The sequence below is a fragment of the Shewanella waksmanii ATCC BAA-643 genome (assembly GCF_000518805.1).
In the GTDB taxonomy this organism is placed as follows: domain Bacteria; phylum Pseudomonadota; class Gammaproteobacteria; order Enterobacterales; family Shewanellaceae; genus Shewanella; species Shewanella waksmanii.
The window spans coordinates 1-22,259 of record NZ_JAEH01000057.1 but is presented as its reverse complement, the minus strand read 5'-3'; the positions used below and the strand labels follow the sequence as shown (position 1 = coordinate 22,259).

At 44.8% G+C, this 22,259-nt stretch carries 25 protein-coding genes; 15 read left to right on the top strand and 10 right to left on the bottom strand.

The window, feature by feature from the left end:
- Window positions 1–17 precede the first annotated feature (17 nt).
- From L865_RS0118025 to L865_RS0118015, 3 genes are all read left to right on the top strand, one after another.
- The gene (locus L865_RS0118025; RefSeq protein WP_028774521.1) at window positions 18–701 is read left to right on the top strand and encodes an ABC transporter ATP-binding protein; all 684 of its coding nucleotides are present in this window, start codon (window positions 18–20) and stop codon (window positions 699–701) included.
- A complete protein-coding gene (locus L865_RS0118020; RefSeq protein WP_051484689.1) occupies window positions 692–1,972 on the top strand; it encodes a hypothetical protein in 1,281 nt (426 codons plus the stop codon). The genes L865_RS0118025 and L865_RS0118020 overlap by 10 nt, the downstream gene beginning before the upstream one ends.
- 153 nt (window positions 1,973–2,125) lie before the next feature.
- A complete protein-coding gene (locus tag L865_RS0118015) occupies window positions 2,126–2,872 on the top strand; it encodes a 4'-phosphopantetheinyl transferase family protein (RefSeq protein WP_169732709.1) in 747 nt (248 codons plus the stop codon).
- Window positions 2,873–2,964: 92 nt separating this feature from the next.
- Here L865_RS0118015 and L865_RS0118010 read toward each other — a convergent pair whose 3' ends face one another.
- Together L865_RS0118010 and L865_RS0118005 are read right to left on the bottom strand one after the other, a co-directional pair.
- On the bottom strand, window positions 2,965–4,155 hold the full coding sequence (locus L865_RS0118010) for an alginate export family protein (protein WP_028774518.1): 1,191 nt from the start codon (window positions 4,153–4,155) through the stop codon (window positions 2,965–2,967).
- Window positions 4,156–4,415: 260 nt separating this feature from the next.
- On the bottom strand, window positions 4,416–6,422 hold the full coding sequence (locus tag L865_RS0118005; RefSeq protein WP_028774517.1) for an alkyl/aryl-sulfatase: 2,007 nt from the start codon (window positions 6,420–6,422) through the stop codon (window positions 4,416–4,418).
- 201 nt (window positions 6,423–6,623) lie between these two features.
- Here L865_RS0118005 and L865_RS0118000 point away from each other — a divergent pair, with 201 nt between their 5' ends.
- Window positions 6,624–7,544 carry a LysR family transcriptional regulator gene (locus tag L865_RS0118000; RefSeq protein WP_028774516.1) on the top strand — a complete coding sequence of 307 codons (921 nt, stop codon included), beginning with the start codon at window positions 6,624–6,626 and terminating at the stop codon, window positions 7,542–7,544.
- Window positions 7,545–7,604: 60 nt separating this feature from the next.
- On the opposite strand, the gene queF is transcribed toward L865_RS0118000, so the two are convergent.
- Window positions 7,605–8,462: an NADPH-dependent 7-cyano-7-deazaguanine reductase QueF gene (gene queF, locus L865_RS0117995; RefSeq protein WP_028774515.1), complete on the bottom strand. Its 858-nt coding sequence runs from the start codon at window positions 8,460–8,462 to the stop codon at window positions 7,605–7,607.
- 60 nt (window positions 8,463–8,522) lie between these two features.
- Here queF and syd point away from each other — a divergent pair, with 60 nt between their 5' ends.
- A complete protein-coding gene (syd, locus tag L865_RS0117990) occupies window positions 8,523–9,185 on the top strand; it encodes a SecY-interacting protein (protein ID WP_028774514.1) in 663 nt (220 codons plus the stop codon).
- Window positions 9,186–9,270: 85 nt separating this feature from the next.
- On the opposite strand, the gene L865_RS0117985 is transcribed toward syd, so the two are convergent.
- Both L865_RS0117985 and L865_RS0117980 read right to left on the bottom strand, forming a co-directional pair.
- The gene (locus L865_RS0117985; protein ID WP_028774513.1) at window positions 9,271–10,044 is read right to left on the bottom strand and encodes a Zn-ribbon-containing protein; all 774 of its coding nucleotides are present in this window, start codon (window positions 10,042–10,044) and stop codon (window positions 9,271–9,273) included.
- Window positions 10,045–10,049: 5 nt separating this feature from the next.
- Window positions 10,050–10,376 (bottom strand): hypothetical protein, encoded by a 327-nt coding sequence (locus L865_RS0117980; RefSeq protein ID WP_028774512.1) that lies wholly within the window; start codon window positions 10,374–10,376, stop codon window positions 10,050–10,052.
- 196 nt (window positions 10,377–10,572) lie between these two features.
- Here L865_RS0117980 and L865_RS0117975 point away from each other — a divergent pair, with 196 nt between their 5' ends.
- A complete protein-coding gene (locus tag L865_RS0117975; protein ID WP_084632581.1) occupies window positions 10,573–10,893 on the top strand; it encodes a DUF3192 domain-containing protein in 321 nt (106 codons plus the stop codon).
- Window positions 10,894–10,908: 15 nt separating this feature from the next.
- Here L865_RS0117975 and L865_RS0117970 read toward each other — a convergent pair whose 3' ends face one another.
- Window positions 10,909–11,142, bottom strand: a complete 234-nt coding sequence (locus L865_RS0117970; RefSeq protein WP_028774510.1) for a DUF2789 domain-containing protein — start codon at window positions 11,140–11,142, stop codon at window positions 10,909–10,911.
- Between the two features lie 117 nt (window positions 11,143–11,259).
- Here L865_RS0117970 and L865_RS0117965 point away from each other — a divergent pair, with 117 nt between their 5' ends.
- Window positions 11,260–11,910 (top strand): GNAT family N-acetyltransferase, encoded by a 651-nt coding sequence (locus tag L865_RS0117965; protein ID WP_051484687.1) that lies wholly within the window; start codon window positions 11,260–11,262, stop codon window positions 11,908–11,910.
- Window positions 11,903–12,211 carry an Mpo1-like protein gene (locus L865_RS0117960; RefSeq protein ID WP_028774508.1) on the top strand — a complete coding sequence of 103 codons (309 nt, stop codon included), beginning with the start codon at window positions 11,903–11,905 and terminating at the stop codon, window positions 12,209–12,211. Before L865_RS0117965 ends, L865_RS0117960 begins: the two co-directional genes overlap by 8 nt.
- A 1,086-nt stretch (window positions 12,212–13,297) precedes the next feature.
- Here L865_RS0117960 and L865_RS0117950 read toward each other — a convergent pair.
- Window positions 13,298–13,690, bottom strand: coding sequence for a DUF3301 domain-containing protein (locus L865_RS0117950; RefSeq protein WP_028774507.1), 393 nt, complete (start codon window positions 13,688–13,690; stop codon window positions 13,298–13,300).
- Window positions 13,687–14,700 (bottom strand): DUF3549 family protein, encoded by a 1,014-nt coding sequence (locus tag L865_RS0117945; RefSeq protein ID WP_028774506.1) that lies wholly within the window; start codon window positions 14,698–14,700, stop codon window positions 13,687–13,689. Before L865_RS0117945 ends, L865_RS0117950 begins: the two co-directional genes overlap by 4 nt.
- A 183-nt stretch (window positions 14,701–14,883) precedes the next feature.
- On the opposite strand from L865_RS0117945, the gene L865_RS0117940 reads away from it, so the two are divergent.
- The gene (locus tag L865_RS0117940; RefSeq protein ID WP_037471525.1) at window positions 14,884–15,213 is read left to right on the top strand and encodes a YqcC family protein; all 330 of its coding nucleotides are present in this window, start codon (window positions 14,884–14,886) and stop codon (window positions 15,211–15,213) included.
- A complete protein-coding gene (gene truC, locus L865_RS0117935) occupies window positions 15,200–16,063 on the top strand; it encodes a tRNA pseudouridine(65) synthase TruC (RefSeq protein ID WP_028774504.1) in 864 nt (287 codons plus the stop codon). The genes L865_RS0117940 and truC overlap by 14 nt, the downstream gene beginning before the upstream one ends.
- 68 nt (window positions 16,064–16,131) lie before the next feature.
- On the opposite strand, the gene L865_RS24155 is transcribed toward truC, so the two are convergent.
- On the bottom strand, window positions 16,132–16,320 hold the full coding sequence (locus L865_RS24155; RefSeq protein WP_037471523.1) for a hypothetical protein: 189 nt from the start codon (window positions 16,318–16,320) through the stop codon (window positions 16,132–16,134).
- A gap of 97 nt (window positions 16,321–16,417) precedes the next feature.
- Between L865_RS24155 and L865_RS0117925 the strand changes: the two genes are divergently transcribed.
- The 3 genes from L865_RS0117925 (at window position 16,418) to purU (ending at window position 19,207) form a co-directional block, all read left to right on the top strand.
- Window positions 16,418–16,867, top strand: coding sequence for a flavodoxin (locus tag L865_RS0117925; protein WP_028774503.1), 450 nt, complete (start codon window positions 16,418–16,420; stop codon window positions 16,865–16,867).
- Window positions 16,834–18,303 carry a PTS transporter subunit EIIC gene (locus L865_RS24150; RefSeq protein WP_037471521.1) on the top strand — a complete coding sequence of 490 codons (1,470 nt, stop codon included), beginning with the start codon at window positions 16,834–16,836 and terminating at the stop codon, window positions 18,301–18,303. The genes L865_RS0117925 and L865_RS24150 overlap by 34 nt, the downstream gene beginning before the upstream one ends.
- A gap of 70 nt (window positions 18,304–18,373) precedes the next feature.
- Complete coding sequence (gene purU, locus L865_RS0117915) at window positions 18,374–19,207, top strand: formyltetrahydrofolate deformylase (protein WP_028774502.1); 834 nt, start codon at window positions 18,374–18,376, stop codon at window positions 19,205–19,207.
- 113 nt (window positions 19,208–19,320) lie between these two features.
- Here the strand turns inward: purU and L865_RS0117910 are convergent, their stop codons facing one another.
- Entirely contained in the window at window positions 19,321–19,665 is a 345-nt protein-coding gene (locus tag L865_RS0117910; protein ID WP_028774501.1) for a DUF3718 domain-containing protein, read from the bottom strand.
- A 380-nt stretch (window positions 19,666–20,045) separates the two neighbouring features.
- On the opposite strand from L865_RS0117910, the gene L865_RS24145 reads away from it, so the two are divergent.
- Together L865_RS24145 and L865_RS0117900 are read left to right on the top strand one after the other, a co-directional pair.
- Window positions 20,046–21,962: an HD domain-containing phosphohydrolase gene (locus tag L865_RS24145; protein ID WP_157577663.1), complete on the top strand. Its 1,917-nt coding sequence runs from the start codon at window positions 20,046–20,048 to the stop codon at window positions 21,960–21,962.
- 83 nt (window positions 21,963–22,045) lie between these two features.
- The coding region (locus L865_RS0117900; RefSeq protein ID WP_028774500.1) for a helix-turn-helix domain-containing protein at window positions 22,046–22,259 on the top strand (214 nt) is incomplete at its 3' end.

Sequence of the window (22,259 nt, the reverse complement as noted above, 5' to 3'; positions counted from 1 at the left end):
GTGACAAAGGATAAGCTATGAGCATCGCAATCAACAAACTAACCAAAACTTACCATGCCGATAGTGAGTTTCCTGTGCATGCGGTTCAAAATGTTGATCTTGAAATTAACTCCGGTGAGTTTGTGGCGGTGATGGGACCTTCGGGCTCGGGCAAAACCACTTTACTGAATCTTATTGGCGGCATAGATACGCCCAGTAGTGGTTCGGTGATGATAGATGGTAAGGATATCGCTGAATTGAATGAGCGGCAGCTAATAGGCTTTCGCCGCGATCATGTGGGATTTATTTTTCAAGATTACAGTTTATTGCCGGTGTTAACGGCATTAGAAAATGTCGAGTTTGTGATGCAGTTGCAGGGGCTGAGCTCCGCTGAATGCCGGCGGCGTGCCACTGAACTATTGACTAAGGTCGGGTTAGCAGCGCAAATGCACAAGGTTCCGGCTAAGCTATCGGGCGGTCAGCAACAGCGGGTGGCAGTCGCACGCGCACTCGCGCCTCGGCCTCGATTTGTTATGGCTGACGAGCCTACAGCCAATTTAGACGCGCAAAGTACCGCTGAGTTACTCGATATCATGCAGCAGCTCAACAGCGAAGAGGGCACCACCTTTATTTTCTCCACCCATGATCAGCGCGTGATAAAGCGGGCAAAACGGGTGATTGTATTTGAAGATGGCCAATTGAAGCAGGATCAATGTCAGTGAAATGGCAATTGACGCCATATTGTTGCTTAGCTAGCTTGTTGGTTATGTCAGCTAAGGTTGCTGCCAGTGATATTCCCGGCATGGCACCTACTGCGCCTTGGGATTTGTCTGGCTATATCCACTACAGTGTCAGCAGTAATAACCCCAATGGCACCTCCAGTTTAGTGGACCACCTGCTGCATCAGCGGTTTAATTTTGAATATCGTTTTGACAGCGATTTACGACTTAATGTCGGAATGCGCAATCGACTTTATTATGGTGATAGTCCAGAAATACCAGGTTTTGCTCAGGTTATTGAAGCCGATAGCGGTTACATGGACTTATCACATAACTGGCTAGATAGCGGCAGTTGGTTAGGTAATAGCCAGTTTGATCGGCTTAATCTTAGCTGGGACATGAATCAAGATTGGCAGTTAAAGCTCGGACGCTTTCGGGTTAACTGGGCAATGTCTACCTTGTGGAACCCCAATGATATTTTTAATGCCTATTCCATTTATGATGTTGATTATGCCGAGCGCCGCGGTTCAGATGCAGTGCAATTAAGTCGGCAGCTGGGCTTTGCCAGTAGTATTGATGCGGTATACAGCATCAATGATGACAATGGATTAGATCGTAACTTGGACAGTTATGCACTGCGATATTTAACCAACGCTAACGGTTGGGATCTGCAGGTACTAGCAGGAAAATCATTAACTGATTATGTATTGGGTGCTGGCTTTGCTGGGGATATTGCCGGGGCGGGGCTGCGTGCTGAATGGAGCTACTTTGACCCAGTTGATGAGACTTGGCCCGGCGCTAGCCATCTAAACCACTCTAACAATAATAAGCCTAGCTCGCCATCGTCACTAGCTACCGATATCGCTAACCAAACATTGCCATCGAGCCATGTTGCCACGATAGAAGCCGACTACAGTTTTGCCAGTCAGCGAAACTACTTAGTGCGTACGTCGCTTTTGTATATCTCCAATCCTATCGATGCCGATAGTGCATTGGCTTACCTGAATTTACCCTTGAACGCGCGGACATTGAGCTTTGCCAACTGGACTTATTATGTGGGTGTAAGTGCCGATATTTCGGATCTAAGCCGCTTAACGTTAAGCAGTAGTTACTATGACGATGGCTCGTATTTTGTGGGGGCAAGCCAAAGCTACTCGCTGAGCGATGACTGGCAAGTGCAGTTTATTTTGCAACGCTTTGACGGTAGCGGTGCTAGCTTGTTTGGTCAAACCCCCTCAACATTGAGTTACTTGCAATTTAACTGGAGCTTTTAACAGGTTATGATGTAGTGAAGCTGGGAGCGTGCTGCATACCGGCCACTATTATAATGAAGCATGAGCATAGACCAAAAACAACATAATCAAGCTAGGTTATATTTCTGCCCTTTAAATGAAGATAGTTTAAATGCGCAGCAAAAAAGTGAGTTAATGGCGTTACTACCTGAAGATGAATGCCATAAAATTAATCGGTTATATCGCCAACAAGCGCGTGATAAAGCGCTGATGGTTAGAGCTTATTTACGTATTTTATTAAGCCAATATGCCAGGCTATGGCAGGTGGATATTGCGCCGCATCAGTGGCAGTTTGAGTATGGCGACAAAGGTAAGCCAGGCTTATGCGAGCGGGATTTTCGCCTAACTGGCATTCATTTTAACATTAGTCATAGCGGCCAATGGTTAGTGATTAGTTTTTATCGCGGCCACCCGATAAAGCAACACATTGAGCTCGGCGTTGATATCGAACGTAGCCGCGCCAGCACCAATATCTATGCGATTTTAAGTCACTATTTTACCGATATAGAAACCCGCGATTTGTTGGCATTACCAGAGGATCAACAACGTGAGCGTTTCTTTGATCTGTGGGCATTGAAAGAGTCTTACATTAAGGCCAAAGGGCTGGGCTTAGCGATGTCATTGAAAGGCTTTAGCTTTACCATGCAACATCGTAAGTCGGCTAATATGGCCTTGTTTGATGCACAGCAAAGCCGTGAAATCAATATCGACAATGGTATCTCGCTGCAGTTACATGACTCAGAGGATGATGCTGAGCAGTGGTCAGTGATGTTTGGTCGACTGGACTACGAATATCGATTTGCGATCAGTATTAGTTTGCCCGAAAGTCCGACCTGGTTAGCACAAGTGGTGACAGCACAAAGCGTGTTTGCTTTAGCTTAACGCGTAATGAAAAAAGAGTAGGCGGGGAGCTCGCCTACTCTTAAAAGTGACCGTAGTTGATTGTTAATGTACGGTCTCCAACAACCTAGGTTTTAGTAATTAGCTTGGAAAGTTAACCACAATTTGTCAGTGTCATTTGAGAAGCCATAACCGGCATCTGCGCCGCTGAAGCTGGCATATTTCACACTGACATTGTAATGCTTCTTAAAGCCGTATGCGGCAGATACACCCCATTCCTTACCCATATCGATGCTGCCATAATCAGACTCAAAAGTGTGATACTTGGCGAGTAATTTAAGACCTACAACTTTAGCGGTAACAATAAAGTGCGTATCAACTAGACCATTTTCCCAGTTACCTGCGCCGCCGAATAAGAACTTATCTGTCCAACCGTTAAACGCATGCAGTGTGGCCAGTGGCGTAATAAAGCCAGCGTTACCGTCGTCTGAACCCAATACTTCGTAACCAACTTTTGCGCCGAAATTGTTGAAGTTAATGCCAGCACCGAGTTTGTAGTAGTTAGCATCGTAGCTGGTTGGGTTGTCACTGCCGTTTGACTGCTGCGCATATTCTGCTTCGTAGTTAAGCTTAATGGCATCTAAATCAAATTTACCGGTGGCACGCACACCATAGGTATCGGTTGAAAAAGCAGCCACGTTAACATTGTCAATTAAATAGCCATAACCGGTTACGTTAAGCGCATCAACAGGCTTGTAGTTAACATTCACTAGATGGGTCTTGTTTTTGTGCTCATCTTTGCCCGAGTCTTCGGCGAAAATACGGTTAACATTATTGACGTATGAGTAGTAAGCGGTCAGGTTTTCAATGGCAGTATTTTTAACAGAGAACGCATCGTAAGTTTGTTCGTTTTGGCGGAAGCCCACACCACCAACAAAACGTTGGTTATCCAGTAAAATACGTTGGCGACCATATTTAGCTAAGGTCTCAGCTGGACCTTTATAGCCTAAGAAGGCTTGGTTGATTTGCGTATATTCATAGTCGGCAATCAGTGGCTCGTTATCTGTTGAGCGCACGTCATCAACTTCGGCCACGGCAAAGAAGTTGTATAGATCACCGGTTTTATAATTTAAACGGGTACGCAGTGTGGTTTGGTTTTGTTGGTCGACATTGGCCACATCGACATCTTCATAACGCAAACGGAATTGCACTTTAACTTCGGAATCATCGATAAAGGCTTTTTTCAGTGGATCAACATTATCTGCTACGACGGCTGTTGATACTAAGCTTGTTAAAATAGCTAGTGTAAGGGTATGGACTTTCATCTTATGTGATCCTTTTGTTTTATCATTGCTCTGGGGATGTTATAGGTGGGATTGCAGTAGCAAAGATTGATCTAAAACAAGGTTGTTAAATGAAAGGTTTTTTAGGCTGATAAATGTGATAAAGATCAACGACTTATGCCTAAATAGGTGTACCTCTAAGTGGGTATTTATTAGGTTTTTCTAATTGCAGATTTGTTAAAAGTGAAAAAAAACCTCGAAATCGTGATGCGATTTCGAGGTTTGCGTTTACAGGTTGTTAATTAGTGGTTGTGTGCCTTGTTGGCCGATTTTTGGGTCGGTACGATGTCAAAGGCTGGGTTAAACTCCACCATCGTTGCCGCGATTTTTTCAAATGCAGTGCTATCACCGTCGAACTTGACTCTGCCTTGTTCAATTAAGCTGGCCAAATCAGTTTTACCGAGCAAAATCTGGGTAATGTCCGCCTTATTGATGGTCATTGTTGCTGCAGCCTCTTTAGGTTTGCTGACGACACTGTTATTTAAATTGCCGTTACTGAGCTCGATATATAGGATTTGATCATCATCTGGTGTGACGATATTCATGTTGATAAAGCCCACTTGTGCAGCTTTTAAACTATCGACTTTCACCGCTAGAAAATCAAACAAAGTAGAGATATCCATTTCACTTAACACATCTGCCGAAGCCGTTTTAGGCGCGCCGGCTTGAATGCCAACCCGTAATTCTTGTGCTCCTGTGAGATAGATATTGCGCCAGCCAGCACCTTCGGCTTGATAACCCAACTGCTCGTAGGTATCAGCCAACAACTCTCGTGCTGTTTGGTTGTCAGGTTGAGCCGTGACGACCTTATTGAGCACTGTTGCGACAAAGCGATACTCCCCTTGGCTAAAGTCCTGCTGAGCCTTGGTGACCACTGCATCAGCGCCGCCCATATATTCAACAAACTTTTGAGCTTCAGGCGAAGTCGGCAGTGGGTTGAGGTTGGCCGGATTCATATCAAAGTAGCCGAGGTATTTGTTATAGACCGCTTTAGCATTGTGGCTATAGGTACCGTGGTAGCCATTGGTATGCCACGCTTGGTAGATACTTTTTGGAATAGTATCTTGGATAGCATCGCCAATATCTTGAATGGTCACCCCTTGGTTAGCGAGCCGTAAGGTTTGGTTGTGCACTAGGCCGTAGTTATCTCGCTGTAGGCGTAAGAATTGATTAATCTCTTGGTTACCCCATACTGGCGCAGAGTGGGGTGCAAACAGCACCTCAACATCGTCACCAAAGGCATTGATCATTTCATTGATATCTTTTGACCATTTTAGCGCGTCGCGTACCTTGGCACCGCGAAGCGTGTAGATGTTGTGCATGCCTTGATAGGTGAGCTCGGCAGTCCACAGCGCCTTTTTACTGGGAATGTAAGTGATCATTTCCGATTCAGCTTCAGTACCGGATGCATCCATAAACACCATCTTTAAGCCATCAATAGTGAGGGTTTCCCATTTGCTATCACGATTTAATGTGTAGTCTGGAGCGACATAGGTAATTTCGCCTTTCGATAAGCCTTTGCCTAAGGCAGCATCAACAATGCCGTGGTTATGTTTGCCCAAGGTGGCACCATATTGGTAAGCCGCGCGGCGGCTCATTGCATTGCCCGCCAGTACGTTTTCATCGACAATTTCTTTAGTGATGTTATGCGCGCCGTAAACCTTAACCGCAGGAAATAGCTCTTGAATGCCGCGGGCACCACCAAAGTGATCTGCATGGCTGTGTGAGTAGATCATCGCAACCACAGGCAAATTGCCATCTTTTGGCAGGTTCTTCAAAGCAAAGGTCAGCGAGGCTTTCGCGGCTTCTTTGGTTAGCAACACATCATAGGCGATCCAACCGTTGTCACTGCGAATAAGAGTAAGGTTGGACAAGTCTGTCCCGCGAACTTGGTAGATGCCGTCAGTGACTTTGTATAGGCCATTAGGAACCATATTGAGTTGGGCTTGACGGTACAAAGAGGGATTAACTGAATCCGGTGTTTGTTCACTAATAAATGCAAATTCGGCACGAAGAATCGCGGCTGTTTCGCTATCAAATTTAGCGACCAATTGATTAGCAGACTGCTCAAAAGCTCGGGTATCAGCATAGTTGAGGGTAGCAGCGTGGGCCTGATTAACTTTAATGGTATGCGCGGTTGCGGCCTTACCTTGGTAGCTGACGCTGATGTGGTCATGTTCATGCTGGGCAGCTTGAGAGCTGATACTTAAAGTGGACACAATCGCAATAGCAATAGTTGAATTTTTCATTTGAATTCCTTAGGTCAGGGTGCTGACCAAATGAATGATAAATAGCGATGACTCACGCCTAACCTGAATTGTGAGCAGAACCTTTTCAGTGTGGTTACCGACGTTCTTTGTTGATTGAGGCCAGTATAGGGCGCTTGATTGATTAAATAATTAGGGTTAACTTGGTTTTTTGTATTTATATTATGAATATTAGGTGTGCCAATGCCGCAACTAAAACAGTTTGATTTGAACTTGCTACGGGTATTCACCGTGGTGTGTCGTACCGGATCATTTAGCCGCGCAGCAGAGGAATTGTCGTTGACGCAGTCGTCGGTGAGCAATGCCATTGCCCGTTTAAAGAGCCGAGTGGGTGAGGCATTGTTTGTTCGAGAAGGCCGTGGCGTGCGCCCCACAGCCGCTGCATTGAATTTGTATCACCATTTACAACAGCCACTTGATGATATTGAGCAGATTGTGGCGGGGTTCGAAGCGTTTGATGCCCATAGCTCTGAGCGTGTTTTTAAGGTTTATGCGAACGATACGGTGATTGAACTGCTTCAAGCGAGTGTTGAACAACACTTAAAAGGTACGCGTTTGTCAGTGGTATTTAAGGAGACGCCTATCCAAGAGCAAAGCTTTCTGATGGATATTCAAACCGAGAAAGTGGACCTGGCGATTGATATTTCTAAACCCTTGGAGCTGGGCTTTAGTAGCCAAGCTTTCATGCAGGAACGGATTGTGTGTGTGGCCAGTAAGCAGCACCCGAGAATACGCGGCAGCTTAAGCTATGAGCAGTACTTTGATGAAAAGCATATCGTATTTAATCTGCGCCGTTTTAATCTCAAAGTATTGGATATGCTGACCCCCAGCGTGATGCCGCAGCGCAAAATATACAGTGAGCAGTCCTCTTTGTTGAGCATGATTGCTACTGCATCAAAGAGCGAAGCCTTAGCGATAGTGACTGAATCTTATGCCAAAGAGTATGCAGGCGTGTTTAATTTGCAGGTGTTGCAGCCTCCGTTTGACATTAGGCCATTAGATATCCAGATGATTTGGGCCAACCGTTTGAGTCAAAACCCAGCTAACCTGTGGTTGCGTAATATGTTGACCGAGCAGATAGCATTGCAAAAGCAACGCAAATAGCGAGGGAAAAGAGGAGTGATGGTAGCCGATACTATTTATCGGCTACCACTAGCAAGCAGCTTATTGCCTTGCAAGGCGCTGGTTATCACCAGGGGTCTCAAAGTCACTGCGATAGGGATTGATATCTAAACCACCGCGACGAGTATAGCGGGCGTAAACTGTCAGCTTAGTGCATTGGCAATAGCGTTTTAGGTCAACAAAAATACGTTCAACACATTGCTCATGGAACTCATTATGTTGACGGAAAGAGATCAGGTATCGCAGTAACTTCTCGCGATTAATTTTAGGCCCCTGATAACGGATCATCACGCTTCCCCAGTCAGGCTGTGAGGTGATGAGGCAGTTTGACTTTAGCAAGTTTGAGGTTAAGGTTTCAGCCACCATGGATTTGCTATCAGTACTATCTACTAAATAGTCGCTACTGAACTGGTAATCGTCCACTTCAATATCGATATCATCAATGCAGGTGCCAGGTAGTTCAACAATACGTTGATGACTAAAGTGTTTCAGTTCAAGCACTTTCACTTGTACATCACCCTGAGCACAGTCGGATAGATCGCGTGTTAGGGTTTGTTGTACAGCTTCAACACTATCAAAACGTGTTTGGTTAAAACTATTGAGATAAAGTTTAAAAGATTTTGATTCAATTAGATTTTTGCTTTGATAACACAAGATAAACTCAGCGATTGCCACCACAGGTTTGCCCTTAGCATTTAGCCAAGACAGCTCATAACCTGTCCAAATATCGCTGCCGTGAAAAGGCAGTGTATCGGTCAAATCTATGGCATCGCGATTGAGTTTTCGAGGGACCCCTTGTAGCAAAGATGCATCGTACTCAGCCTGATAGCCTGTCGCTTTACCTAGCGTCAGTTCAGAAAGTGCCGGAGCATCAGAATATGGGTCATGAACTTGTGTCATCAGTTGTGTTTCCATGTCAAAATAGAGCCACATTATACTTAAATTTTGGGTCGCTGCTAAGTGTCTTCGCTCACTGCTTTAGAGAATTTTATTAATCGCTATCACCAAGCCTATCAAGAATCATTAGGCGAACCGCCTAGGTATTACCCCCGTGGCGAATTTTCCGACTGTATTATCAGCGACACCGAGTTGTCTGATGAGCAGTTGCTTAAGCAAGCGGTGCATTGGCAAGCAGTTAAAAGAGAATCTGTTGCCAGTTTTGACAATGTAGAGCGGGCCATGGAGTTGCAACTTAGCGGCGATATCGACGGCCTATTTAGCCATTATTACAGTGCGCCGATGATTTTTAGCTCGCCATGGGGTGAGGGAGAGATTATTCAGGCTTGGAACCAGGTAGATTTTGAATATTTGCAGCAAAACCTAATTGGCCATTTGATGATGAAGCTGAAGTTAAAGCAGCCGCCCACTTGGTTTTTTGGCATATTGGGCCAAGGTGATGAGATGCTGGTGGTCGATAACCGTGATGGCAGTGTGTGGGTTGAGATTCCTGGGGAAGAACCCGCCAAACGACTGGCTGACAGCGTCAGTGATTTCTTGATGCAGTTGACACCTCGGGTGGCGCCACCGGTTGAAATAGTGGAAGAGTCTATGCCGCAAACCGATCATCCTGGTATCTGGCACCGACTTAAAATCATGTGGCGTAATTTACGCGGCAGTCGTTAAGCCGGCTTAGATTCAGACCAAGAGACTGTTATACAGGTGCTGATAGCCCGTACCTGAATAACAGTCTGCCACACTGGGTGATGGATTATAGGTGATCCCAGGAGATATTAGAGACAATGCGGCAGTTGTCGCAGCGAAAATGAAACAGATCGAGTAAAGGTTGTGGCTGCAGCCAGTCTTTTGAGCCGCAGCGTGGGCAGGCTCGTTGTTGCTCCGTTGCTAAGCTCTCACCACCAACACGATAGAGATAGTAATAGGTTGGAATGCCGGTGAGGTATTCTATTCTGCCGCGTAGATCCCAGCCGCGGCGAAACAGATCGCTTTTGTCAGAGGTTAACTCTTCCAGCGCTGCAAATTCCGCTTTGGTGGCCGCAGCCATCTGCAGTTCGTCGCACGCTTGCCATTCAGTTTGCCATTTGATGATGCGCTTATGATCGCCATTAAAGGTGGCCGGCAATTGGTATAGAGGAATGGGCTGCAGGGTATCGCCATTGCGGACAGGTGAACACATATGTACATAGCTGGTATACAAAACCTGCCAACTTGGCGTGTCGGTACTACTGACTTCAGAGTTAATATCTTGGCCAATATATTTTTCACGCGGGGCTAATATTTTTGCCGCAGTTAAATCTTTTAAGGCAACGTTGACCCATGGGCTGTTGTGCCGTTTAGCCAAACTACTTTTCTCTGGTGTAAGTAGGCGGACCCGAAATTCCCCTTCGTTAAAAGCCACAGCAAATTCGCGCCCAAGTACTTGGCCGTTGGCGCGGTAGGCTTCGAGTAAGCCATTAATCGCCTGCTCTGCGGCGGTAATTGTGGTGTTGTCAAAACATTCAAATCGCAGTTCGATGACGTGCATGGTAATTAACCTTGTTGCTTAGCTTGAGACTCAAGCTCACTGACACGCTCGGCTAGCGCGAGATATTTATCATTAAGTTGCTTGTAGGCTTGTAAAAGGCTTTCAATATCGTCCACTTTAGGCTCGGCTACGACAGCCGGAGCGGCGTTCAACGGTGCAATAGCCTGTTGGTCAGCGGCAGACATGGATTTGTACTGCTGTAGCCCTTGGATAAGCATAGGCATGGCGACACTCGTCCCCAGCTTGGTTTTTATCAAGGCAAGGGTTGGCGTTCGTCCGCTTTGACTGATTGACTGTGCGGCTGCCAATACTTGGTCAATGGCTGAAGTCATGTGTCGAATTCCTTAAAACTTAGTAAATATCACAAACATTGTGGTGTTCAAAAATTAACATGTTGTTATAAAACAGTTAGTTATGGTTTTGGCATAAGCCTTGCTTTATCGCTAGTTAAGTATAATAGATAAACAGGATGTCAAAGTGAAAACAAAATTATTGGGTTTGGTCTTATTGGGCGCTGTAAGTGTGGGTATGTCAGGGTGTGTGTTGAATGTTGGTGACGGTGAAAGCGAATGGAGTAGCTATGATTCTTGGCAGCATAAACAACAACAAAACCGCACAAATTTAACCCGCTTAACCTTAGGGATGAGCAAACAAGAAGTGTTGTCGTTGATGGGGGATGCGGACTTTAATGAAGCGTACCTTGATAAAGACAAAGAAGTGCATGTGTTGTTCTATCGCACTCAACGCACTAATGGTGATGGTAAAACCACTAAAGATGAGTGTACGCCGATTGTCATTTCTGAAAACGGTGTTGTTGGCTGGGGTGACCGTGCCTATGCCAGCATCTAGCACGGTTATCGTAAGCTAACGTCTTCTCAATAAAGTGTCCAATTGGTCAATCACTTCAGACCATTGGGCATCTTCTGCTATTGCCTCGCGTATAAATGCCTGTTGCGCACTGTTCCAAAAAGGCGCCTCAGCTAAACTAACCGTGTCTGCCAGTGAATGGGTGACCAGAAAGTTATCAATGGACTCTTGGTCTGACTCTAAACCTAACTGTTTAAAAAGCAACGCTAAATCTGGGGTGTTTGTATCCATATTACCAGCTCGTAGTCACTATTTTGATTCCCTAAAGATAGCGCCTTGATTATTATTTGCACTTTTTTTTATTCTTGTTAGGTTATCAGTATTGATCTAGATCACGGAATCACTGCGATGACTACCACTGCCCCAATTGATAAAACTGAAGCGTTAAGAGCGGTTTACCTTACTGCTGAAGACTTAAGAGTGGCCGCTTCTATTCTTTATAATGCTTATCATGATGATCCGCTTTTTGTCGATGTTATGCACTCGGGCGATCAGGTGCAATATGAGAAGAAACTCCGTGGTGCTATTCGAGAAGAGCTCAATAGTTTGTGGCAGCAAGAACAAGTGTTAATAGGCTTATTTGATGGTGAGCGCCTAATTGGTGTGGCGTGCATAGCCACTGAACAACTGCCATTAGGTGAGGCTAGGCTATGGAACTGGCGTTTGAAAATGTTAGTCAGCGCCGGTTGGCAAACCACCCAAGCATTAATGAATAAGGAGCGCTCTATTTTGGAGCACCTGCCTAGTGCCCACAGTGGTGTGCTGCAGTTCATTGCTATTAACCCCATTGAGCAAGGTAAGGGCTACGGCAATCGCTTAGTGCAAGCGGTGATCAGCTGGAGTGAAGAGCAGCCCGAATTGGCTGGAATTGGGGTGTTTGCGGCCAATGACAATCACGCAAAGCTCTTTAGTCGCCATGACTTTGCCCAGTTAGAGCGACTGACCATTGGTAATGTAGAGGGGGATTTGCTGTTCTATCGAGGTCATAGCAATGACTAAACGCTATCAAAGCTTTAAGCAGTTTTATCCATTTTACCTAAGTCAGCACCAAGATAAACGTTGCCGCGCACTACATTATCTGGGGTCAAGCTTAGTGTTGTTGTTACTCATCGGCTTTATGACCAGCGGTAATTTTTGGCTGTTTTTACTGATGCCGGTTGCAGGATACGGATGTGCTTGGGTAGGCCACTTTGTTTTTGAGAAAAACCGTCCAGCCACCTTTACCTATCCCGGGTATAGCCTATTGGGTGATTGGGTTATGTATATCAATAAGATTAAACGCCTATTCAACCAAGGTTAAGTCGGTTGAATGTGGTCTAGCTATGCTGTTTAAATTTTGCTCACTTCAATGGTCGGAATGTAAGTTATTTGCTCGTTGCGCGATTTTTAGGCGATTGTGTTGTCTGTGTTTTCAACGGTTCACTTAATAAGAGACTTTTAATCAATAGCTTGGCTTAACGTTAATATGATTGGTTTGTTAATTTTTTGTGTTTTAGAACGCTAAGTCATCACAATGATTAATCAGAATAACAAGGGTTATATTTAGTCGTCATCCTAGTAACACGCCATGCCATTGGTATTGGTTTGCTCTGTTATCCATTGCATTAATGATTTCGATAGAAGTGGCCGCTAGCCCCCATGGAATAAAGAGTTTTGAGGTAAGCGCTTACATTTATCGTTGGGGTGATTGTCAGTTTGTTACTGAAAATCAGTATAAGATTGATGGTATGCAATATACCTCGATAGTGTATATCTCAACCTGCCATAACCCGTGTGAGAGATCTCTTACAAGGCTGTAGGACAATTGAGAGATTTTAGGTGTGTTAATGTCATGCCTACAAGTTAGAGGTGATAAAAAACAATAGCTTATGTGGTTGCTTGTCTGTACGCGTGGTGTTTTTTTTATGTTATTTAATTGTGGGGTGAGATATTCGTTGCTGAACGCCATATACTTATAACTGTTCAAGGACGGACGATATTCAAGGAAGTCGAACAGGATGTTCGTATCACTGACAGGAAGTGAGTGATTAAAGGGATATTATCAAGGATGACACGTTTTAGGATTGAAACGTGGGAACTGCTAAGGAAAGCCAAACAATCCAGGATGGAAGGTTTGCTGTCTGGAAGGCGGTAATACAACGGAAGTATTGAACGGAATCAACAAGGACGAATAAGGAACACACTTACGGATAAGTGCTCTTAACATAGGATTTGTTAGGATAAAGGAACTTAGTACTTAATTGTACATGGAATGATAGGGATATGCATGGATGAGGCTGGATGCCAATTTGAACGCATGGATGGTGCAGGGAGCATATAAAATAGCGGGAATGCTTAACAAAAAAATCGAAGGCGCGGCTTCTCTTGAAGCCGCGTTTTTCCTTTTCTAGCGGCAACGTCCAGAGTTACAACTGCGTTTAGCTCCGCCACCACACCCGCCGACTGAGCCTTTTGAAACTGGTGCATCCATCCATTCTGGTTCGGGAAATATTGGCCATTCGACTTTCTTTACACGTTTACCATGCATCCAAATATGGGCTTTATATTGGTTGATGCCATCAGTACTAAACTCCATGAGAAACTTAGCATTCCAAGTTAAACCACTACTACCACCAACACTTGGTCGTGCTGACTCCATGGCGATGGATAACAGTTGCACACGTTGTTTTTTACATTCTGAACCAGCAAACATACGACTGAGCTCAGCCATTTGTCTCAATTGCCAAAAAAATGCAGCGATCACCACTAAAGCGGCAATCATCAAAAAATCTGTCATCATGCTTTGGTTACCTTAAACAAGCCACCTATGGCAGCAGATAGTTGCGGGCTACGATTGGGATCGCGTAGTGCCTTTAACATCTCAGTTCGCAAACTAGGAATAGCCACAATATCAGCAAATACTTGGTTAAAGAAGCCTTGGGGCTGTTTGGCAAGTGCTTCTAAATACAGACTGCGGGTTGGATCATCTTTTAGGGTGTTCCAGTTACGTCCGGCAATTGCAATTAACACCTCATCGCTCAACTGTTGTTGCTCGGCTAATTGGCCAATAAACGCAATGGCTAATTGTGGGCGAGAGGCCAGTGCTCGTAGGTAGTAGACCTTTTCTTCAGTCGTGGCCTTTAAACCTGTTTGGTAGATGATATCAGCGAGAGATTCGTCGATATACAGATGCTCTAGTTGCTGGCACAAGGCGATTTTCACTTCAGGAGCTGCAAAGTCGAATCCAGCTTTTAAGTGCTGTAGGTGGTCTAGATTACTCGCATTGACGCAGATATCGGCCAAACCTTGATAGCCTACTTGCTGCCATTTGTCAGCGTCATGTTGTTGGCTTAAGTATTGATAAGCGAACTCATATTGTGGACTTGCAGGTAACCCAAGTTGTTTGCGCACTAAGGCATTAAAGACCGCGAGTTTTTCTGCTGACGGTTTAAATGCAAAGGGGTGATTTGCCAGTTTTTCCTGTTCTTGCTCAGTGAGCACTTGAGCGGGATTTCGGCCCAGTGCCTCGACCACCATCTTAATAAACTGAGTACGCGGGGCGGCCATCAACTTGCCTTGTTCGCACAAAGGTAGCTTCAAAAACCAGATATAGTGCTGCATGCTTTTATCCCAGAATACCACAGCAAATTGCGCGTGCCCTTGCAGCGGGTAGGGATAGGGCGTTGCCAAGTTTTCAATTTGTTGAAAAGCGACCATATCAATGTGCTGAACACGTCGACCTAGATCATAAACTTGGAACTGGGTATTGGCCGTTGATAGGAATTGGGTGAGGGTATTAATCTCTGTCATTATGTCGCCGTAATTTGTCTCTAAATCTTAATCGCGGCAGTATAGCATCGCTGTGCTTTGAATGTTGAGTGCAATCTAATAAAAGCGTGTTCGCTGCAGACTTATCGTGATTATTTGGTCCAAGTTTATGGTTCAAGTGATAAACTAATGGCTTAAGCACTGAGTAATGAAAAGTCATACCCTATGAATGAGGCAATATACCTGCAGACTGCGCAGGCATTGGCACGGATAAAAACGCATTTACAACATCTTGAATTATGGACTGAGACAGCCCCGTCTGATGAAGCACTAGCCGATCCCAGCCCCTTTTGCTACGAGTCGATGCCGTTCGAGCATTGGTTGCAGTTTGTGTTTTTGCCAAAAATGTCGGATTTAGTTGCTAATCAACAAGCCTTGCCGACTCAGTTTGCTGTCAGCCCAATGGCGCAGATGCGTTTTGATAATCAAACTGCGGCACAAGCGCTAATTGATGAGCTGATTGCGTTAGAGAAGTTACTCGATGAACCCAGATAATTGTATAGGCGATGAAGTCGTGAGTGATGAGCTGTTAGTACCAAATGAAAGTGATGAATTAGCACCCGATGATGCGACTTGTGAAGAGCAAGCGCCAGAGATTGAAGTGTTATACGAAGATGAAGATGTGGTTGCTATTCATAAGCCAGCGGGATTATTAGTTCATCGCAGCTATTTAGCACGGCGCGAGCGCTTTTTTGCGATGCAATTGACGCGCGATAAGATAGGCTGTCACGTGTTTCCGGTACACCGACTTGATCGGCCCACATCGGGCATATTATTGTTTGCTAAAAGCAGCGAGATGGCCAATATCCTCTGTGAGCAGTTTGTCAATAAAACTATCGAAAAACATTACATAGCGTTAGTTCGCGGCAATATGCATGAAGCCGGATTATTAGATTATGCCCTGAAACAAGAGCTTGATGATTTGGGCGACAAGCATGCCGATACAGATAAAGCGGCGCAAGATGCGCAAACCAGTTACAAGCCACTGCTCAATTGTGAAATTCCTTACCCATCTGGACGTTATAGCACGAGTCGCTATTGCCTGATTCACTTAACACCGCATACAGGGCGTAAACATCAGCTACGGCGCCATATGGCCCACTTAAGGCATCCTATTATCGGTGATACAACCCATGGTGACGGTAAGCAAAATCGATTTTTTAGAGAGCATTTTAATATCAATAGACTATGGCTTATCGCCAAGAAGTTGAGTTTTGAGCACCCAAGAACAGGGGAGCGAGTATCTATTGAAACTGAGCTTGAATCACAATGGCTTGAATTGTTTGAGCAGTTAGGTTGGCAGGCGGAAGATTTAGACAATCAGCCAAGCATGTTAATTAGCTAACCTGAGCTTATTTAATCAAGCTTGTAAACCTAGCGGGTAAATTTAGCCCTTTAGCATTGCAGCATAGATTATGGCTGAGCTTTAAAGGGTGTGGTTTGCTCAGCTTCAATCGTCTCAGATTGATTTTCAGCGCTATGGTCAACACTAGATTCAGCGGGATCGGTTAAACATTGTACTGTTCTGAAGTAACACATACGACGTGTGTGGGCAGATTTATGAACATGCTTAAGGTGTTTTTGTCTACTGGAGTGTCGCATCAGCAAATCCTTGAACTTTATGCCACTGTAGCTATAAGGCCTTCAATAAAGTATGTTTGGATTATAGGTAAATAATGCGCTGAGGGCTAAGTAAAACATGCGAAAAGTGAATCTAGTATTTGGAACTGTATACGGTAATGCTCAATTTGTTGCTGAAGAAGCCGAGCAAGCACTGCAAGCTGAAGGGTGGCAAACTCAATTGCTAACCCCTGAGCAACTGGATAACTATATCCCGGAACAAGATAGCTTACTGGTTGTGATTTGTTCGACGACAGGACAGGGGGATATCCCAGAAGATATCGCGCCTTGGTTCGCCCAACTTAAAGATCAGGCTCCTTATCTGCCGCAATTACAATACGCCGTAATAGGCTTGGGTGATTCTAGCTATGAAACCTTCTGCCATGCCGGAGTTCAATTTGATGAATTGCTCAGTGAACTTGGCGCAAAACCGGCTGCTGAGTTGCTAAAAATTGATGCGTGCGAAACCATGGAACCGGAAGTCGAGGCAAAAGCTTGGTTGTTAAACTTGAGCCAACAACAGGCCTAAGAGGCTCTGTATTTAGTCGCCTTAACCAACACTGGTTTAAATTTGCGCAGCGTTTAAGTCAAGCGCTGCTCATCCCTATTGCCATTTTGCCCGCAGCCGGGGTGATGATTGGCCTCGCCATTAACCCCATTCCCTTTATTTCTGCAGATCTAACATTGTTAATGTTAACCGTGGGCAATCTGATTTTTACCATGATGCCAATGCTGTTTGCGGTGGCTATAGCAATAGGTTTTTGCAAAGACCAAGGCATTGCCGCATTCAGTGCCGTATTTGGTTACGGCGTCTTTTTTTCGAGTTTATCGGCGCTAGCTGGCATGCGGCAACTGGATACGATATCGCTGTGGGGAGCACAAACCATTGATACAGGAATTGCAGGTGGCATTGCAATTGGCGCCGTTACTTGCATCGCCGTGAGGCTCAGTGAACGGCTGCGCTTACCCAGTATTTTCTCTTTCTTTGAAGGCCGACGTAGCGCGCCATTGCTATTATTGCCTTTGGCCATGTTCATTGCCTATCTGTTTTTAATGATGTGGCCTTTATTGTCCAGCAAAATTGAGCTGTTTTCTGATTGGGCCGTTTATCAAGACCCGATGTACGCTTTTGCGCTTTATGGCACCGTTGAGCGATTATTAATTCCTTTAGGTTTACATCATATTTGGAATGCGCCGTTTTATTTAGAGTTAGGCCAGTTTATGCAGGGCGGTGAGGTGATAAGGGGGGAAGTGGCTCGTTACTTAGCTGGTGATCCCCAATCTGGGCATCTTGCGGGTGGCTATTTGATCAAAATGTGGGGGTTACCTGCTGCAGCCTTGGCGATTTGGCGCTGCGCCGATAAATCCGAGCGCAATAGAGTCGCCGGGATTATGATTTCTGCGGCAACGGCATCTTGGTTAACCGGCGTGACCGAGCCGATTGAATTTGCATTTATGTTTGTCGCGCCGTTGTTGTTCTTATTGCATGCGTTGTTAACCGGGTTTGCTTACGCCGTGTCTATCAGTTTAGATATCCATCACAGTATTGTATTTTCCCATGGTTTGGTCGACTTTAGTTTGCTGTTTGCGCAGTCACGCAACACTGAGTGGTTTATTATTTTAGGGCCATTGACCGCGGTCATTTACTATTTGTTGTTTCGCGGTTCAATTTTACTGTTTAATCTAAAAACCCCAGGGCGAATAATCGGTGAGACTTCGGGTTCTAAAGGACTGATTGCGATTATCAACGCATTGGGCGGCAAGGCGAATATTGTCGATATCTCCGCTTGCCTGACTCGTTTACGTATTAGCGTAAAATCGGCGGATCTGGTCAATAAGAGCCAACTGAGTCAATTGGGCGCTAAAGGTGTGGTGATTTTGGGTAACGGCGTACAAGTGGTTTATGGTACTAAAGCTGAGAGTATTAGACGTTTGCTTAACAAATATATTGATAGGCATAACTAGCAAAGCTAATAGCGATGCTGCAATGTAAATTTTTAAAAAGCACAATAGCGAAAAGTGAGGTGAAGTGTTAATGGAACGGAAAGTATTAATCACAGATTGTGCTGATGCGCCGGGTTTAATCACTAAGATAACCGGAATATGTTTTGCCCATGGCTTAAACATTATAAAAAACAGTGAGTTTGTTGATAATGCTCAAGGGCGATTTTTCATGCGTACTGAGCTGGAAGGCCAATTTGATGAGCAGTTATTTTTACAACAGATTGACAGTGTTTTGCCGGCGCAGAGCCATCGCCGACTGGTTGAACATGGTAAAAAGCGTGTGGTAATCATGGTAACCAAAGAAGCTCACTGTTTAGGTGATCTGTTAATGAAATCCTATTATGGTGGCCTTGATATCGAGATTGCTGCGATCATCGGCAACTATGATGTGCTCGCACCGTTGGCAGATAAGTTTGATATTCCCTTCCATTATGTTGATCACAATGATTTGACCCGTCACCAGCACGAGCAAAAAATGCTGGCATTAATTGCGGACTATCAACCCCAGTACATTATTTTGGCGAAATATATGCGGGTACTTACCCCTGAATTTGTTGAGCAATACCCAAATCAGATCATAAATATTCACCATTCATTTTTGCCCGCTTTTGTGGGGGCTCAACCTTATCGTCAAGCTTGGGAGCGAGGGGTTAAGATCATCGGTGCCACCGCGCATTTTGTTAATAACTGTCTCGATGAAGGCCCTATTATCAAGCAAGATGTGATTCCTGTTGATCATAGTTATAGCGCTGAAGCGCTTGCACGTTGTGGCCGTGATGTAGAAAAAAGCGTGCTTAGTAAAGCCGTGCAACTGGTGATGCAAGAAGATGTTATCGTGTATGGCAACAAAACCGTGGTGTTTTGAGTTTTGATGCCCAGATAGCGAAGCATAGAGTTAATATAATAAGATCATAAAAGGCACCGTAGAGTGCCTTTTTTGTTTTCATAATGTACGTACTGTTGGTTAACAAGGCGATGTTAGTAATTTACCGCCATGATTTGGTCTTCGCCATAGGTCATCGCAATATCTTTAATGGTGACACTACCTTTTACATAGCGAGCAATGCGTTTAGCGGTTTTGTCAGCGCCATTGTCTAGCGCGAATTGATGGTAGCTTTGACCATTACAAACGAGTCGAGGGAAGATACGGTTCTTATTGATACGGTACTCTTTCATTGTGTCATTGAACTTATAGATTTTGTTGCTTGCGCCAGCCTTACAAACAGCAACCAGCGTGCTTTCTAGCTGAGGTGACATTGCTGCATTGGCAGATAGAGATAGTGGTGCAGCTGCTAACAAGGCGATGGTAAGTAACTTTTTCATGTGGTGCTCCTAGCGGGTTTATCCAAGGTCCGGATTAAATCTAAACCCTAATTTGGCGAAAAGCTGTAAGCAGTTTGTGCGCAACTGTTTCAAGATAAGTTGAATGACTTAGATGATGTATGAGTGTTTCAGAGTGTTTATCAATCGCTCACTTTATGAGATTCAACGTGATTTGATGATCTCCGTAAGGCTAATTTGCAGGAGTAAATGTGCATCTATGATGCCGATAAGCGGTTTTCGAACAATTCGGTGCCATCGCCAATCACAATTTGCCAAAATAAAACCTGATATAGATCGTGTTAATTACGCTGAAATTTTGCGTTGTGACTATTTCCGACTTATTTTTAAAGTAGGCGCAGAAAAAGACACGGGACGTTGTGGTGCTGAGACAGAAATTTAGCCAGTTTTTAACTTCAAATGAAATACCCCATTCGATGGCAATAGCTTGGGCTGTGGTTGATGAGCAACTTGTTGTTAAGCGTCTCAGTGAAGCGTTCTATCAATCGGTTAGAAAGCCCATTTCACAAATACTCAATCATAAGCTGCAGCACAGTTATTCTAATATCGCTGAAATTGATATCACACTGCCGAAAAGCGGCGCGCAGACCTATCATTGGGTGAATGATCGTGGCGTAGGAGTGCAGGGGGTGTTTACTCCTTACGAATCAAAAAGCGGGTTGTGGTGCCTTAATGTATCGGAATTGGCGCTTGATGACCGCTGGTTGATGGATTTACACCCTGACTATGAACATGCCATACAGTCAAGTGATGAATGGCTGCAGCAGATTGAAGCGGTGATCACATCTTCGCCCAGTGATGTGTTTAAAGTAGCTGTGAATCAAGCGTTAGTGTTAACTGATAGCAAGGTTGGCTATTTACATCTATATGATGAAAGAAGCGATGAGATGACCTTAACGGCTTGGTCTGACTCAGCACTCAAAATGTGTGATATTCCGCAGATGACCCATGCGCCGTTGGATGAAGCTGGAATATGGGCCGACAGTATCCGCACCCAAGAGGCCGTTATTCACAATGATTATGCAACGGAGCATCATAAAAAAGGTTTGCCTGACGGTCACTTTCAACTGAACAGCCATATGAGTGTGCCGATTCGCTACCGCAATCATATTGTCGGTGTCATTGGCGTAGGCAATCGTGTCAAACCTTATACTGCGGTTGATGCAAAGTCTTTGACCATATTTGCCTCAATAATGTGGCACTGTGTTGAATTGCCTAAATCTATGCGAGTGTTGACCAAGCAATCTGAGGTTATTCGCTCACAAAGAGAGAAACTGTCACATACGTTAGTGCAGCTGATTGGCGCCGTATCCGATGCTGTTGAGCTCAAAGATGCCTATACCGCTGGGCATCAAAAATCGGTGGCGCAAATCGCCTATTTAATTGGCGAGCGACTAGGTTTGGATACTGATAGACTTGAAGGGTTAAAATTAGGAGCCCTAATTCATGATATCGGTAAGCTTGCAATCCCTTCGCAAATTCTCACTAAGCCTGCACGCCTTACCAAAGAAGAGTATGCCTTAGTGAAAATGCATCCACAGCAAGGTGCCGATGTAGTCAATGAGGTGGAGTTTCCTTGGCCAATTAAAGAAATGATATTACAGCACCATGAAAGGCTTGATGGCTCAGGCTACCCTGCAGGCTTGACTGCTGATGAGATATTGCTCGAAGCGAAAATCATCGGTGTGGCTGATGTGGCTGATTCGGTGTTAAGTCATCGCCCTTATAGAGCATCATTAGGGATGTCAAAACTGGTGGAGATCCTTAATAGTGGCAAGGGAACTTTGTTTGATAGTCATATTGTCGAGGTTTGCATTGAGCTGCTGTCATCTCATCAGGTTGATAACATTACTCGAGTCGCGCATCTGTCGTTAGAACCGGTAACCACGGTCGAGTTGGACCATAGCTTATTTGAAGCGCGTGAGCTGATGACTGCTGCTGGGGTGAAAGTGGCTGCGGTGTTAAGCGAAACACGTCGCAGCATTGTGGGCGTTGTGGATCTACATTTGCTTGATCTATGGCATAGCCCGCTGCTTAATACGGCTGCTGAGAGAACCATTGATCGTAATATTGAAAATCGCCGCGTACATCAGGTTATGCATCACGAGTTTCCATCCATTGCGCCATCGGTGATAGTCAAAGATGCGGTAGATTTGCTCGATAAGCACGACAGCGATTATCTGTTGGTGATAGAGGGGGATGAGGTTATGGGCTGCATTACATGGAAAATTCTCGCTAATGCCCATGTGCAATTTGATGATTTAGCCATGCCCCATTAAAAAAAGCCAAGCATCACTGCTTGGCTTTTTAGCTAAAAGCTTTGTCCCGTCCTGAGATAAGTTGACACTTTGGAGACTTATCTATGAAACCTTCAAGCACAATCAGCATTAAACGTACACAACGTGATTACACATTAGGCTTTAAATTAGCCGTTGTCAGTCAAGTAGAAAAAGGCGAACTAACCTATAAGCAAGCTCAACAGCACTACGGTATTCAAGGTCGAAGTACGGTCCTTACATGGTTAAGAAAGCATGGTAGATTAGACTGGACGCAACCCATGGAGCACTCTCCTATGT